General features: G+C 46.8%; 12 protein-coding genes. 3 read left to right on the top strand and 9 right to left on the bottom strand.

Annotation, left to right across the window (positions count from 1 at the left end; genetic code table 11):
- From P304_RS0111020 to P304_RS15320, 4 genes are all read right to left on the bottom strand, one after another.
- The coding region (locus P304_RS0111020) for an IS256 family transposase (RefSeq protein ID WP_027390571.1) at window positions 1-976 on the bottom strand (976 nt) is incomplete at its 3' end.
- A complete protein-coding gene (locus tag P304_RS16335; RefSeq protein ID WP_027390570.1) occupies window positions 910-1,476 on the bottom strand; it encodes a response regulator transcription factor in 567 nt (188 codons plus the stop codon). The genes P304_RS16335 and P304_RS0111020, both read right to left, overlap by 67 nt.
- The gene (locus P304_RS0111010; RefSeq protein WP_027390569.1) at window positions 1,448-3,739 is read right to left on the bottom strand and encodes a PAS domain S-box protein; all 2,292 of its coding nucleotides are present in this window, start codon (window positions 3,737-3,739) and stop codon (window positions 1,448-1,450) included. Before P304_RS0111010 ends, P304_RS16335 begins: the two co-directional genes overlap by 29 nt.
- 57 nt (window positions 3,740-3,796) lie before the next feature.
- On the bottom strand, window positions 3,797-4,207 hold the full coding sequence (locus P304_RS15320) for a response regulator (RefSeq protein ID WP_027390568.1): 411 nt from the start codon (window positions 4,205-4,207) through the stop codon (window positions 3,797-3,799).
- Window positions 4,208-4,688: 481 nt separating this feature from the next.
- Here P304_RS15320 and P304_RS16330 point away from each other — a divergent pair, with 481 nt between their 5' ends.
- Window positions 4,689-6,347, top strand: a complete 1,659-nt coding sequence (locus P304_RS16330) for a diguanylate cyclase (RefSeq protein WP_051321630.1) — start codon at window positions 4,689-4,691, stop codon at window positions 6,345-6,347.
- A 19-nt stretch (window positions 6,348-6,366) separates the two neighbouring features.
- On the top strand, window positions 6,367-7,542 hold the full coding sequence (locus P304_RS16325; protein ID WP_027390567.1) for an EAL domain-containing protein: 1,176 nt from the start codon (window positions 6,367-6,369) through the stop codon (window positions 7,540-7,542).
- Window positions 7,543-7,622: 80 nt separating this feature from the next.
- On the opposite strand, the gene ilvN is transcribed toward P304_RS16325, so the two are convergent.
- Genes ilvN through ilvD form a run of 3 tightly spaced genes read right to left on the bottom strand, consistent with a single transcriptional unit; the run spans window position 7,623 to window position 11,531 of the window.
- A complete protein-coding gene (gene ilvN, locus P304_RS0110990; protein ID WP_027390566.1) occupies window positions 7,623-8,114 on the bottom strand; it encodes an acetolactate synthase small subunit in 492 nt (163 codons plus the stop codon).
- A gap of 20 nt (window positions 8,115-8,134) precedes the next feature.
- Window positions 8,135-9,829: a biosynthetic-type acetolactate synthase large subunit gene (gene ilvB, locus P304_RS0110985; protein ID WP_027390565.1), complete on the bottom strand. Its 1,695-nt coding sequence runs from the start codon at window positions 9,827-9,829 to the stop codon at window positions 8,135-8,137.
- Window positions 9,830-9,872: 43 nt separating this feature from the next.
- Window positions 9,873-11,531, bottom strand: a complete 1,659-nt coding sequence (gene ilvD, locus P304_RS0110980; RefSeq protein WP_027390564.1) for a dihydroxy-acid dehydratase — start codon at window positions 11,529-11,531, stop codon at window positions 9,873-9,875.
- A gap of 194 nt (window positions 11,532-11,725) precedes the next feature.
- Here ilvD and P304_RS0110975 point away from each other — a divergent pair, with 194 nt between their 5' ends.
- Window positions 11,726-12,883: an iron-containing alcohol dehydrogenase gene (locus tag P304_RS0110975; RefSeq protein ID WP_201766963.1), complete on the top strand. Its 1,158-nt coding sequence runs from the start codon at window positions 11,726-11,728 to the stop codon at window positions 12,881-12,883.
- Here the strand turns inward: P304_RS0110975 and rodA are convergent.
- Together rodA and P304_RS0110965 are read right to left on the bottom strand one after the other, a co-directional pair.
- Complete coding sequence (gene rodA / locus P304_RS15305) at window positions 12,870-14,024, bottom strand: rod shape-determining protein RodA (RefSeq protein ID WP_051321629.1); 1,155 nt, start codon at window positions 14,022-14,024, stop codon at window positions 12,870-12,872. The two genes, P304_RS0110975 and rodA, sit on opposite strands and share 14 nt — an antisense overlap.
- 119 nt (window positions 14,025-14,143) lie before the next feature.
- A partial coding sequence (locus P304_RS0110965) for an HD-GYP domain-containing protein (protein ID WP_027390562.1) occupies window positions 14,144-15,241 on the bottom strand: 1,098 nt, incomplete at its 5' end.

Below are 15,241 nucleotides of genomic sequence, written 5' to 3'. Positions count from 1 at the left end.
TGAAAAATGGGATTATTCGCTCCCAGTTGCGGCGCCATGATTGGCTGACCATTGGATGAGTGGCATCCCATTTTGTTTCAAATTGTTCAAGATTCCTCCGCGCCTGCTCTTCTGTTGGCGCGGCATAAATTTCTTTCAAGTCGGCGGCCATCTGTTTGCGCTCTTTCCATGCCACAAAATTCAAGCTATGTCTGACCATATGCACAATGCAGGTTTGCACTTGGGTGTTCGGATAAGCGGCTTCTATAGCTTCTGGGAACCCTTTTAAGCCGTCAACGCAAGCTATGAAAATATCCTTAACTCCACGGTTTTGTAGTCCGTTAAGAATACTAAGCCAGAACTTTGCCCCTTCATTTTCCGCGATCCACATGCCAAGAACTTCCTTTTGTCCCTCCATGGTGACAGCCAACGCGAGATACACTGCTTTGTTGATAATGTGTCCGCCTTGTCTCCCTTTCACCCTGATAGCATCCAGATAAACAATGGGGTAAACTTCATCAAGGGGACGGTTTTGCCATGATTTCACATCGTCAATCACAGCATCGGTTACTTGGGATATTAAGGTGGGGGAAACCTCCACACCATACATTTCTTCCAAGTGAACTTGAATGTCCCGTGTACTCATGCCCAGCGCGTACATAGAGAGGATTTTATCGTCAAAACCATGAAAACGGCTTTGACCTTTGGGGATAATTTTTGGCTCAAAACTGGCGTCGCGGTCACGGGGGACATTGATCTGAAGCTCACCAAACTCGCCGCTAATAGTCTTTGGATATTTGCCGTTGCGTGAGTTTCCAGCCTGCTTGTCTGACTTTCCATGTTTGGCATAGCCAAGATGGTCTGTCATCTCTGTCTGCATTGCACGCTCTACAAGTCGCTTCGTTAACTCTTTGAGTAGACCGCCTTCGCCTACAAGATCTTCAGGCTTTTTATAGTTGACAAGAAGCTGGTCGAGAAGTTCATCGGAAATGGCCATGGGATACTCCTTGAGATATGATCAGAATAGTATCTTAAATGGCCACTTACACAAAATATTTTACACACTCTACGCAATGCCAGCTCGGAGCACAGGGCTTCTGAGCGTTTCTTCTCCTGCTCAAGCTGCCATTGCCTTTTCTGTAAGCGAATTTCTATTGCTTGTAATAGTTCCTGGATGGGTGAAGGTTTTAGTATATAATCATCGGCACCCATAAGCATACCGCGCCGAACATCCTCTTTGTCTACCTTGGCAGTAAGGAAAAGAAAGGGAATACTCGCCGTCTGTGGATGACTCTTGAGAGTTTCAAATACCTGATATCCATCCATTTTTGGCATCATGATATCGCACAGCACCAAATCATGATTACTTTCAAAAGCTTTGCGCACCCCTTCCTCACCATCTTGGGCGTCATCGACGTCATAGTTTTCCAGTGTTAGCAGTTCAACCATGTTGTGGCGTAGCACCGGATCATCTTCGATCAGTAGAATTCGGCTCATGGCTATCCTCCTCTGTAATGCTTTTGGTGTTTTGGGGTATAGTGACAGTGAAAGTACTTCCCCGGTTAAGCGTACTTTCAATATGAATAGTGCCGCCATGTAGGTCGAGGCAGCGCTTAACGATCATCATGCCGATACCAGTACCTTGGATATTGCTTGCGTTGCTACCGCGAAAAAAGGCTTCAAACAGATGCTCCAAATCGCTTTCTGTGATTCCTTGGCCAAAGTCAGTGACACCAAAGCACAGTCCGCTGTCACTTCCGAACACAGAAAAATAGACTGGTGATGTAACAGGCGAATACTTTAAGGAGTTACTCAGTAAGTTGGTGAGAATGTGATGCAGTAAACTTTCATCGAGCATGGCGAAAGTCGGAATATCATCGAACTTAATCCGAATACGTTCTCCTGGGAAAACGTTGTGTAACTGCGCTTGGAGATTGCGACACATACTCTTGAGATCAACGCAAGTTGGGTTAAAACTTGTTCGTCCTGAGTCTATTGCACCTAAAGAAAGGATCTCTTCCATCATAAATACCATGCGCTGTACTCCACCGAGGATAGTTTCCAAATGCTCGGTGCGGCGCTCTGGGCTTAGGCGCTCTAGGTATTTCTTGAGAAGTTCTGCCGAACCCATAATACCGGCAAGAGGAGTGCGGAATTCATGTGAAACCATCTGTACAAAGGTGCTTTTTAGCTCATTGAGCTCCTCTTGCTGGCGCAGGCTGCGCAAAAGTTCCTCTTCATAGCGCTTGCGTTTTGTTATGTCAGTAACATAGGTGACCATTCGCCATTGCCCGCTTGTGTCAGTGAATATCGTTGACACCATCTCCGCGAGAAAGATTTCTCCATTCTGCCGCACAAGCATCCATTCTTTAATGGATCTCTTCTTGGGTGTGCTACCAAATTGCCGAAACCACTGATGCCAAGTCCTCCGGCTTTCTTCTGGAAGGAACTTGGTTAAACTGTTTCCGATAAGGGATTCATATGGGTAATCCACTTTGCGACACATGGCGGGATTTACCCATTCTATTATGCCATCAGTGTTTATTATCACCACTCCTAAGGGGGTGCTTTCCAATAATCGCCACAAGCGTTGTTCACTGTTGCGCAGTGCTTCTTCAACTTTCTTTTGGGGACTGATATCCCTCATGATTGAGGAAAGATATTCCAGATTACCGTGATTGTCACGGTGGGCTATAATCACCTGAGTGACGGGAGTTAACTTCCCTTGACGGTTGATAATAATATTTTCGCCCTGCCAGATGCCATTAGCAATAGCAAAAGGAATTGCAATTGTGTTGAGAGTTTTTAGCGATTCTGGTGGATGGAAACTATCGAATGAGATGGTAGTAACATCTTCCTCTGGGCTCACACCAACCATAGCTCGCCCATGGGAATTCCAGAATGTCATGTGGCCGTCGGGAGTCGCAATATTTACACTGTCGGTGGTGGCTTCCAAAATACGAACCAAATGCTCTTGCTGCTCTTCAAGGACTCGGCGCTCAGTTATATCAGCGTGGGTGCCAATCATGCGCAATGGTTTCTTATCGCCTGTCCAGCTCATCACTTTCCCTTGGGAGCTAATCCAACGATAACTGCCATCACGATGCTGCAAACGATATTCGGAACGATAGAGTCGGTCCGGTTCCATAAAAGCGGGTTCATGCGCTTTCATCACCCGTGCGTAGTCATCAGGGTGTATACGCTGCTGCCACTGCTCGATAGAGTTCATCAGCTCATTGTCGCTGTAACCCAGGATTTCCTTCCAACGCGGCGAAAAATAGACCTCTGAGTTTTGGATATTCCATTCCCAGACACCAACTTGAGTACCTTCGAGAGCAAACTGCCACCGGTGTTGACTGGCATTCGGTTCACCTGCAAGTTTTTCCATGCCGACTTCAGTCGCAACCATTGATGGGGTATGGGACGTTTGCGTTGCGAGTATATAGCCGCCTTGCGGTAAATCTAGTGAGATCATTGATAACTCAAGCAGAACTTCGCCGTTAGGTAATTGCACCGCAACAACAGCCGTTTCTCGTGTTTCTGCAACAGATTTTATTGCGTTTTCAATTGGAAGTGCATCTGGCAGAATAGACAAATAGCTACCAAGAAGCTCTTCTCGCTGACAGCCAAGTAATAGAAGTGCTCCATCACTCGCATCAATAATTATTCCGTTAATGCTAAAAAGCAGTGTAATACTCCGAGATAAACGGAAAATGCGTAAAAATACATCCTGTGGCGGAGAAACGAGAGTGTCGTCCATGGCTTGTTCCTGCGTCGCTGGAATAACGAAAGTAAAGTATCTTTCGTTTGATGGGTGTTAACCGCAATCTGAAGAATTGTAAAAATTAGGGTCTAAGTTAAGCCGTATATAGTTCAGTACTGTGATAGATTCGACAGGCTTGCAAAATGCTTTATTGATCTTCCCTTTAATCCCGTGTGCCACATCCATATTAATAGTGCCACTAAAGACTATAATAGGCGTATTAGCATTCAGAAAGCTGCGCTTGCGAATACTGTCTATCATTTGTACACCTCCTAGTTTTGGCATAGAAATATCAGTGATAATGAGATCAAATTTTTCCTTGGTTACGCGCTCAATTCCACGCTGACCGTTTTCAGCAGTCGCCACACTATAACCTTCAAGAGTAAGGATCGTGGTGAGGTTGACGCGCAAGGTTTCATCATCATCAACGACAAGAATTCGCATAGGTAAAGGTTTTCTGTGCATAGTAATCTCCTAGTAATAGGACACAGTAATTAATTGCAAATAGCGTTACTCAGATGTACTTTCATAATTGAATATCTCACCGATGCTTATAGCAACATCGGAATGGGGTAGCAATGTTTTTTGCCGCTTAATGTAACAATCACGCGTCGCATAGTGTACGTTCGAAACAAATAGACACAAATGCAATTTCCTAACTATGCGAAATGTTGATAGTTATGGCGAATTGCGATATTTAAAAAATTATTAATGGAGAATGAGACGATAATATGGGATGGCAAAGTGTTACCGTTTTTATGAATTATCCCAGCACAAACTGGATCTTCTAAAATCAAGCACTATTCTGATCCTTTCACATAGAGCCGCTTGCAATTTTTCGCCACTCAAGGTAGTTTTTCATGTATAGATAGTTTTCTATACTCTTTCGCTCTAAAGTGAAGGAAGCCATACGTTCGTTATACACTTGTCAGGTAAGGAAAGCTCTATGCCGCTACGGCACAAAATTATTCTTCTCGGCTTCATGGCTCTTTCAGGGACACTATTCGCCCTTTGGTTGCAGTATAGCGATTACCGCGCCCAAGCCCGTCCAGTAGAACATGTTGCCCGCAATATTCAAATCATCACACTTCTCTCTAATGCGGTACATGAAATCCAGAAAGAACGTGGCAAAAGTGCTTTGGTCAAGGGCTCTAGAACGCTTTCTACTTACAAAGCCCAGATAAACGCCAGTGATGTGGCGCTCAGAGCCATTTCCCAAGAGTATGGGAACAGCACTACTGTTCGGCAATCGCTAGGGCAGATTCGCACTAAGGTGTTGGATAATTCTGAACTTCTTGTGGTGTATGGAGAATATAGCCTTTTATTGCAACAGCTTATTGATGAAATGGATACGCTTGGCAGTGAGCCAAGTACTGCAATCGCCAAAACGGATATGTACGCTCATATTCATCTAATTTCCGCCAAAGAATACCTTGGGCAGATCCGTGCTTTGCTCGGGTATTTTCTTGAACGTCAGATTACCGATGTTTCTGTAATGAACAACCTCATTCGTTTAAAAAGCCTTCATGACGAGGAAATGCGTAAGTTTCTACTGAAAAGCACTCCGGAACTGGCTTCATTTTTTCATGCTTCAACGGCTGAAAGTGACTTAAATATTATCGCCGATATTATCTTGCAACTTACCCAATCGGGACAATTTCCAACTAACCTCACCGTTGAAACGTGGTGGCAGCAAGCATCTCGCGCTATTGATCAACTCAAGGCATTGGAAGATAAATCGTTAGTAACTATTCGAGTGTTAATTAAGCAAGAGCTTGAATCATTCCGCAGCTCTATGCGGTGGCGCACCATAACGATTCTGGGTGCCGGTACACTTGCCCTCTTATTAGCCGTTTCGGCAACGATAACACTGTTGCGGGCGATTAGCCGGGCGACACGTACCATCGAATCTATTACGAACAACTGTAATTTTCAGCAACGCATACCCCTTAAACATTTTCCCGACGAAATAAAACGCATTTCTGCCAGCTTTAATCAGCTTTTAGAGACCGTACAAAAGCTATTGAAAGAAAAAGACATTCTCGCTTCGACTGATCCGCTTACCGGACTCAATAACCGCCTGTATTTTACAAAAGTGCTACACGAAGAAGCAGAGCGCAAGCGCCGTTCAGGTAAGCCAATGGCGTTGATTATGATAGATGCTGATCACTTTAAAGCCATTAACGATACCCACGGGCATAATATTGGCGACACGGTGTTGAAAAACCTTGCGACACTGATACAGTCAACGGTACGTTCAACCGACTTTATCGCTCGGTGGGGTGGCGAAGAATTTGTTCTTCTCCTACGCGATGACAACTGCGACGCTGCGTGTATTGCAGCGGAAAAGCTCCGTGTCAAAATTGAAAATACGAATTTTCCTGAGGTTGGCACGGTAACGTGCAGCTTCGGCGTCACTGCATGGAAGGTCGATGATAGCGAAGCGAGCTTTGTGGCGCGTGCAGACGATGCCCTTTATGCATCAAAGAATGCTGGGCGCAATTGTATTTCCTGCGTAAGTGCTGAAGGGGAAGCCATCACGTGTATCCACTGTCAACAGCAAACGAAACATTACAATTCATCTGGCGAACGTGCAAGAAAGTGAGATAAAGCCAATGAGAAGCATGCATGATACCTTCGAACATTATAACTTCAGCCAGACCGAACAAGCATCGTTAGAAGAGCTACGCGCCTTGGCATATCTTCATCGCGACCGATTTTCGCAAACCTTCCATGAGTTCATCTTCACCTTTGCCCATGCACGTGCCTTTATTGAAAACGAGTCACAGGTTTCTACCCACCACAGCAAAATGGGTGAATGGTTTGTTGCTCTGTTTGATGGGCGGTACGATGATGGATACGCGGGGTATCTTGATGGAATCAGCGATGCCCATGTCCGCATTGGCCTGCCAACTCATTATGTAAACGTCGGCATGAGTTACGTGCGCCGTTATGTTCGCTACCTGTTGACGCATGAAGGGCGGCTTGATCTGATGGATGCGGCTGAGAAAATTATCGACATCAACTTGGATATATTGACCAGTAGCTATAATAAGCAGGATGAGACCACCGTACTGACCGCCATGCGTTTGATTCGTGACGGCATACGCGACCACCGCATTGTCCCATGGCTGCAACCCATTTTTCACACGGAAAGCTTGCAGATCAGTCATTATGAGTGTTTAATGCGTATCGATGACCCGTCAGAAGGAATTCTTGCGCCGAACCGCTTTTTAGATATCGCTAAACGGTATCGCGCCTACCTACCGCTTTCTCGCAGCCTGATAGATGCTGTATTCGAGCACTTTCGCGGCACAACGCATCGCTTTGCCATCAATCTTGATTATGAAGATATTCTTGATGAACCACAGCGCGAATATATTCTGGAGTCTCTTCGCCTCTTTGCCCCTTCCGCCGGTCAGATAATCATCGAGCTGGTGGAAAGTGAACAGATGCGCGACCGAGCCATATTGGAAACATTCGCACAGGCCGTTCGTTCACATGGCGCCACTATCGCTATTGATGATTTTGGTAGTGGTTTTTCTAACTTTGACCACATCCTTGGGATTCAACCAGAGTGCATTAAAATCGACGGTTCACTTATCCGCGATGTCCACACCAACCCAGTACACGCCGCTGCAGTAGAAAGTATTGCGCTGATGGCTGGCAGGCTCGGAATTTACACCGTAGCCGAGTTTGTCCATTCGAATGAAGTGTTTGAGGCCGTCTGCAAACTTGGAATACAGTACGTGCAAGGGTACTATCTTGGTAAGCCACAGCCTCAGATATTGGAAAAGTAGGCGCGTTTGGATGAAATAAAAAGCCATCAGAATCAGCATGTGCTTCTGATGGCCATTGAGTTTAAGTCAGAGCATTTTGATTAAATGCCCGGTTTTTGGCCTCTTAACATAGCGACTTTTCCAGTACGTACCATTTCCTTAATACCAAATGGCCGAACCATATCAAGAAACGCATTCACTTTCTCTTCAGCACCAGTCACTTCGATAGTAATACTTTTCATGCCGACATCGACGGTCTTGCCACGGAAAATATCCATTATTTGCAAAATTTCACTGCGCGTCGCCGTACTGTTACAGCTTATCTTTACCAACATTAACTCGCGCTCCACATGATCTTCATTGGTAAGATCGGTGACTTTCAGCGTATTAATCAGCTTATGGAGTTGTTTCGTGATTTGCTCCACCACGGCATCGTCGCCAGTAGTGACTATCGTAATGCGGCTGAAGTTTTTATCATCTTGCGGGGCAACGGTCAGGCTCTCAATATTGTATCCGCGCCCACTAAAAAGACCTGTTACGCGCGAAAGAACACCAAATTGATTTTCTACAATAATGCTTATGGTATGTCGCATATTTTACTCCCTTATTGTGATTAGTCAGTCAGAATCATATCGCGGACGCTGGCTCCGGCAGGAACCATTGGCATAACGTTTTCTTCGCGTGCCGTAACGATATCGACGATAACCGGCCCTGGAGTTTCCAGCATCTTTTTGAGTATCCCTTCGACTTCGTCGATTTTATTCGTTCGTAGACCCGTGGCGCCATACGCCTCGCCAAGTTTGACAAAGTCAGGCTGCATTTCAATATCAGTCGACGAATAACGACGATCAAAGAAAAGTTGCTGCCACTGACGTACCATACCAAGGAAGCCGTTATTCAGGATGAGTATCTTTACGTTCCGTTTATGTTGTACAGCTATCATCATTTCTTGGATATTCATCTGAATGGAACCATCGCCCGCAACGTCAATGACAATGGCGTCAGGATTGGCAAATGCCGCACCAATAGCCGCAGGAAAGCCGTATCCCATGGTTCCAAGACCACCGGAAGTGATGAATTTCCGCGGATGTTCAAATTGAATAAATTGCGCCGCCCACATCTGATGCTGGCCAACTTCTGTGGTAACAAACACATTTTTACCCTTGATCATTTTTGAAAGGGTTTCAAGAACGAACTGCGGCTTAATCACATCGCCATCCTGCTGGTAGCTGAGCGGGAACTGCTCTTTCCATTCGGCAACTTGGCGAATCCACTCTTCATGGCCTTTTTTCAGTTCTTCAATATCGTGTTTCTGTAATTCTTCGAGCAGTTGACCAAGTACAATTTTAATATCGCCTACAACCGGATGGTGTGCGTAAACACTTTTGGATATCGATGAAGGATCAATATCAAAATGGATAACTTTTGCCCCTTTGGCAAACTCACTCAGTTTTCCCGTTACTCGGTCGTCAAAACGTGCGCCAACACAGATGATAAGATCGCAATCACTCACGGCCATGTTCGCTGCATAGCAACCGTGCATGCCAAGCATGCCAATAGCTAAATCGTCATATCCATCTATAGAGCCAAGCCCCATCAGAGTTTCCGTTACAGGAATACGCAGTGTATGCGCAAGTTGACGCAGTTCTTCGTTCGCATCCGCACTTTTGACACCGCCGCCAACGTAGAGCAGCGGGCGGCGTGCGTCGCGCACGTAATCAACAACTTTTTTAATTTGACCAGGGTGACCGGTCGTATTCGGCTTGTACCCGGCAATATTTACGGTATCTGGGTATACAAAGTCACATTTTGCATGGATTACATCTTTGGGGATATCGACCAGAACCGGGCCAGGGCGGCCAGTGCTCGCGATATGAAAGGCTTCTTTGATCGTGCGGGCAAGGTCAAGCACGTCTTTCACGAGGTAGCTGTGCTTTACGATGGGGCGTGTGATGCCGACAATATCTACCTCTTGGAAGGCATCATTACCAATGGCGCTGGTTGGAACCTGGCCGGTGAAAACTACCATTGGCACAGAATCCATGTAGGCGGTGGCAATGCCAGTCACCAAGTTGGTCGCTCCTGGGCCAGAGGTTGCAAGACAAACACCAACGCGACCGGTGGAGCGGGCATATCCATCCGCCGCGTGAACAGCTCCCTGCTCATGGCGGGTCAGGATGTGTTTGACATCGCAGTTATACAGTTCATCGTAAATACCAAGCAGTACGCCACCGGGATAGCCAAAAAACAGATCAACTTTTTCCTGACGTAAACATTCGACAAATATTTGTGCACCAGTCATTTGCATACAAAAATCCTCCAAGTATTACTCTGGTAGAAGCAGACTACCATTACGCTTTCAATATCGCGCCAGTATTCGCCGAAGTAACTAACTTCGCGTACCGTGCCAACCAGCCGGTTTTAATTTTTGGTTCTGGATGCGTAACGTTTGCGAGGCGACGCTCAAGCTCTTCTGGCGTTACGTCAAGGTGCAGACTCCGTTTTTCGAGATCAAGAATGATGGTATCCCCTTCTTGCACGGCAGCAATTGGGCCACCTTCGGCGGCTTCTGGTGATACATGGCCGATACATGGCCCGCGTGTGCCACCACTAAAGCGTCCATCGGTAATCAGGCAGACATGTTCGCCAAGTCCCATCCCCATGATCGCGGCGGTAGGAGCAAGCATTTCTCGCATGCCAGGCCCGCCCTTCGGTCCTTCGTAGCGGATGACAATGACGTCACCTTTATTGATTTTTTTCGCCATAATGTCAGCCATAGCCGCTTCTTCCGAGTTGTACACCCGTGCATTGCCGGTAAATAAACGCATGGCATCGGAAACAGCTGTCTGCTTAATGACGCTGCCGAATGGCGCAAGGTTTCCTTTCAGTACAGCGATGCCGCCCTCTTTTTTGACCGGGTTATCGGTTGGGCGAATGACATCACGATTATAGTTGATAGCTTGCGCCATAATGTCGTGAATCATCATCCCAGACGTTGTCAGGCAGTTGTGCATGGCGCTGGTGCCCAGTTCGCGCATGGCAGCAGGGATGCCACCAGCAAAATGGAAGTCTTCCATATAATAGATTCCAGCTGGTTTGAGACTGGATATATTTGGTGTGACACGACTGATTTCGTCGAAAATTTCCATCCCGAGTTCAATGCCACATTCATAGGCAATTGCGGGGATGTGTAAGGTTGTATTGGTTGAGCCGCCGAGTGCCATATCAATGCGAATCGCATTTTCAAAGGCTTCGCGGGTCATAATGTCGCGTGGTTTGATGTCCTGACGAACCAACTCGCAAATCCGCTCACCGGAATCCTGCGCAATTCGCTTTTTCTCAGCAAAACCGCACAGTGCCGTACCGCCATACGGCAAACTCATGCCGATAGCTTCGCTGACACACGCCATGGTATTGGCGGTGAAAAGTCCTTGGCAGGAACCACTTCCCGGACAGGCCGCCATTTCGAGATGGTCGAGTTCATCACGGGTAATAATTCCTTGTTGGCATTGCCCCATCGCTTCGAACGTGTCGGTAACAAAATCACGGCGAATGTTTTTGTAGTTGCCAGTCATCATCGGTCCGGCAGTCACCACGATTGCCGGCACATTCAGGCGAGCGGCTGCCATCAACATGCCAGGGGTGATTTTGTCACAGTTGGTCAACAGAACCAAGCCGTCAAGGGCGTGTGCCATGGTGACCGATTCGATCATGTCGGCAATCAGTTCCCGCGTTGACAGGGAGTAGTGCATGCCGATGTGTCCCATCGAGATTCCGTCGCAGACACCTGGTACGCTGAAAATAAACGATTGGCCGCCACCTGAGTGGACCCCCTTTTCAATAAAACGCTCCAAGTCGCGCATACCGACATGGCCTGGTATCAGGTCGGTAAAGCTCGAAACGATCCCGATGAAGGGACGTGCCATCGCGTCCTTTTTGAGGCCGGTGGCGTAGAGAAGCGAACGGTGTGGAGCCCGCTCGATCCCTTTTTTGATGCGATCACTTTTCATGAAGTCCTCCGGTTGCGGTTTCTCGTCGAAACTGCGTTATAAAAGAATGCGACAACTTACAGAAACGACCTGACGAATTCAAGTATTTTTCTCAATTTAGCTCATGCGACACCACTATAAGCAGATGTGCGTGATTGGCAAACCGTGCGATCTTCGTTATAGTAATTTTGTAATAAAACTGTCAGGAGGGCTGTATGATACACGACTTCGTTTTTCATAATCCAACAAAGATCATTTTCGGTGTAGGCAAAGAAGAGAAGATTGGTAAAGAGTTAGCGTCGCGTGGGCACCGCAAAACGCTTCTCGTGTACGGGCAGGAGTCTGTTCGCCGCAGCGGATTACTGAGCAGAGTGCAGCAGAATTTAGCCGCCCATGGAGTCGATTTTATTGAGCATGGCGGTGTTGTTTCCAACCCACTCCTATCACATACGCAAGCAGGGGTTGACCTTGCCCGTCGTGAACATGTCGATAGCGTGCTGGCAGTCGGTGGCGGTTCAGTGGTTGATGAAGCGAAAGCGATTGCTGTGGGGGCAAAACTCGATGGCGAATTATGGGATTGTTTCTTGGGTAACGCACCTATCCGCTCCGCGTTGCCCATTTTCGATATTCTGACCATCGCGGCAACTGGCAGCGAAATGAATGGCAATAGTGTGATTCTTAACGAACGGAAACAACAAAAATATGCGATTTCATCGCCTTATTGCTATCCGACGGTTTCGATACTCAATCCCGCGCTAACGTGTAGTGTTCCGGCTGACTATACGGCTTATAGTGCAGTTGATGCTATTGCACATGTTATTGAAGCCTATTTCACGCAAGAGGTAGGTGGTAATTTACAAAATCGCCTTGTCGAAAGTATTATCAAAACGGTCATCGAAACAACTGATACAATTATGGCCGACCCCAACCACCTTGGTGCGCGGAGCGAGTTCATGTGGACGGCAACACTGGCATTGAACGGAGTAACGACGGCGGGGGTCAGCGGCTTTAGTTTCCCGAATCATCTTCTGGAGCACTCCCTCAGTGCACTGTACCGCATTGCCCATGGTGCTGGGTTAGCTATTATCATTCCAGCATGGATGAAATGGCATTTACCACAGTGGGAAAGTCAGTATCAGCGGTTCGCACGTGAAGTGTTTGGCGTGAATGATTCCCTGAGCGGTGTTCAATCGTTAGAAGCATGGTTCAAGAAAATTGGGGCACCAACTCGGTTGGCTGATGCGGGAATTCCGGCTTCAGAAATCCCGACCATTGTGGCGAATATTTCTGATGCCGCACAGGTATGGGGACTGGCAAACGTCTATACACCAGAAGTTATCACGCAAATTTTACAGTTCGCTAATGAACAATAACATCATTCTCTGAATTAAAGCGGAGCCTGCGTACACGGATATTCAAAACAACACCGAGTCCAGCGAGTACCATGACCATACTCGATCCTCCATAGGAGAGAAATGGAAGTGGTACACCGACAACCGGGAGGAGTCCCATTGTCATACCAAGGTTAATAAAGGAGTGGAGCACGAATATTGATAAAATGCCTACAGCAAGAACAAATCCTTCTTTATCCTTGGCACTGCGAGCGATTTCAAATCCGCGCAGCACCAGCATAAAGAAAAGGCTGAAGAAGATTAAGCATCCTATCATGCCAAGTTCTTCGGCCATGACGCTAAAGATAAAGTCGGTGTGACGTTCGGGCAAGAATCTCAGTTGGCTTTGGGTTCCTTCAAGGAGCCCTTTGCCAAACAAGCCACCTGAGCCAATCGCAATTTTTGACTGAATAACGTGATAGCCAGCTCCAAAAGGATCTGACTCTGGGTCAAGAAAATTTAATACACGTCGTTTTTGGTAATCGCGCATTGATGCCCACAGTAAAGGCAAGGACAGAATTCCCACCGCAATAGTGTTGATAAGGAGTTTGATCCGTATACCACTGACAAACGTAATAATCACAAAGAGAAATACAAACACCAGTGCGGTACCTAAATCGGGTTGCTTAGCAATCATAACTACCGGAACAGACAGCAAGAGCAGTGGTTTCCAGATATCTTTTAATCCAAGGTTTTCTTTGGGGGCATACTCTGAAAAATAGCGCGCAAACACTAGGACGAGCACAAGTTTACCAAATTCGCTGGGCTGAAAGGCGATGCCACCAATACGTATCCAACGCTGAGCGCCCATACCAACACTGCCGTGCAGCAAAACGAAAACGAGAATAGCGAGTAATAACAAATACCAGATGAAAGCGGATTTCACTAAATAATGGTAATCGATAAAAGCCATAAAAAACATGGCTACTAAGCCGATACCAATCCACATAGCCTGTTTATAGAAAAGTGGCGATGGAGTGCTTGTAATGGCATCGTAGGTCGAGGTATGCACCATCAAAAGACCATAACCGCACAACGATACGATAAAAAATATTAACAGCCAGTCAAGTCTCCCTATGAGTTCAAAAAAAAAGAGTCGTTTTTTTTCTTTTTTTGGGATCAAGTTTCACTCCCGCAGCAACATGTTCCAGTAGCCAAATCACAAGCGTTTACCATATCCTTTTTGCCGATACGATGCAACTGCTTCGCGATGCGAAAACTGCCGCAGTAAGGTTCTTATTGTCAGTATCCTTCCGCTTCGCCTATGGACACTTCAATAGGGTCAATCCGTTCCATTTCCCCATTATAAAAAAGACGTACCGTACCAGCATAGTGCACTCGGCCATCTTTACGCTCTTCGCGCTCAGAACCGCTCACCGTTCCCATATACCCTTTGTATTTTCCTTGCGAAATACGGATATTCGACCCCACGGGGTAATGGTTAATACTTTGGATAAATTTTTCTAAATACACTGGGTGAAACGTTGACGCCATCTCGTTGGCCATCAGGGCAAGGGCTTCCGGGATGGTCATTGCCGAACGGTAAGGGCGATAACTCGTCAAAGCATCAAACACATCACACAGTGTAACCATCTGGGTAAGGGGATGGATGCCACGGACAAGTTGACGCGAATTCGTAGGATCCCACTCACGATCCTCCCCCTGTAATCCTGCGGGGTATCCGCCACCGCTATGCCGCTCATGGTGGTGCAGCACTATGTTTGTTATGCGCGTACGGTGCTTAAACTTTTCATTCACAACAATGACATCGTGCCCGTGTTGTGGGTGGGTTTTGATGACTTCAAACTCTTCTGCCGTAAGCTTTGCAGGCTTCTCTAAAATCGAATCAGGAATAAACATTTTCCCCATATCATGCAGAATGGCTCCCAATCCAAGCGACTCTAAGTGATCGCCCCAGAGTCCAAAGCGGCGGCCAAAAACTAACGCTACGACAGCGACGTCGATTGAGTGTTGAAACGTATAGCTGGAATGCGCTTTCAAAGAGCCAAGGCAAACAAGTCCAGTTGCCGTACGGCTCAGCTCTTTAAGCAGAAGGTCAATATACCCGAGAATATCTTGGTAAAATTTTGGATTGGTAATCAGTGAGCGGCTTTGGTTGGAGTCTTTCACCGCCTGAAATATCCGAGTAACCGTTTCGACACCGCGCTGATGTAGCTCTGGCGAAATGGTGTCGTTGGGAATGATGTCGCTGCTCTCCGGTTCATCAACGCGAACAGAAACATAGCCAAGCTCGCGTAGTTTTTCGATGTATGCGCGGGTCAGCACAACACCTGAACGGAGTAAAATTTGATTGTTGCGATAAATGTTCTGCTTGAGTTG

This window comes from Chrysiogenes arsenatis DSM 11915 (assembly GCF_000469585.1).
In the GTDB taxonomy this organism is placed as follows: Bacteria; Chrysiogenota; Chrysiogenetes; order Chrysiogenales; family Chrysiogenaceae; genus Chrysiogenes; species Chrysiogenes arsenatis.
The sequence above is the reverse complement of the archived record's forward strand: the minus strand, read 5'-3'. Positions and strand labels throughout refer to the sequence as shown.

What these genes read in the sequence shown, in the direction of transcription:
- P304_RS16335 (WP_027390570.1), bottom strand. Translation starts at nt 1,476, where the DNA reads ATGAGCCGAATTCTACTGATCGAAGATGATCCGGTGCTACGCCACAAC.
- P304_RS0111010 (WP_027390569.1), bottom strand. Translation starts at nt 3,739, where the DNA reads ATGGACGACACTCTCGTTTCTCCGCCACAGGATGTATTTTTACGCATT.
- P304_RS15320 (WP_027390568.1), bottom strand. Translation starts at nt 4,207, where the DNA reads ATGCACAGAAAACCTTTACCTATGCGAATTCTTGTCGTTGATGATGAT.
- P304_RS16330 (WP_051321630.1), top strand. Translation starts at nt 4,689, where the DNA reads ATGCCGCTACGGCACAAAATTATTCTTCTCGGCTTCATGGCTCTTTCA.
- P304_RS16325 (WP_027390567.1), top strand. Translation starts at nt 6,367, where the DNA reads ATGCATGATACCTTCGAACATTATAACTTCAGCCAGACCGAACAAGCA.
- ilvN (WP_027390566.1), bottom strand. Translation starts at nt 8,114, where the DNA reads ATGCGACATACCATAAGCATTATTGTAGAAAATCAATTTGGTGTTCTT.
- ilvB (WP_027390565.1), bottom strand. Translation starts at nt 9,829, where the DNA reads ATGCAAATGACTGGTGCACAAATATTTGTCGAATGTTTACGTCAGGAA.
- ilvD (WP_027390564.1), bottom strand. Translation starts at nt 11,531, where the DNA reads ATGAAAAGTGATCGCATCAAAAAAGGGATCGAGCGGGCTCCACACCGT.
- P304_RS0110975 (WP_201766963.1), top strand. Translation starts at nt 11,726, where the DNA reads ATGATACACGACTTCGTTTTTCATAATCCAACAAAGATCATTTTCGGT.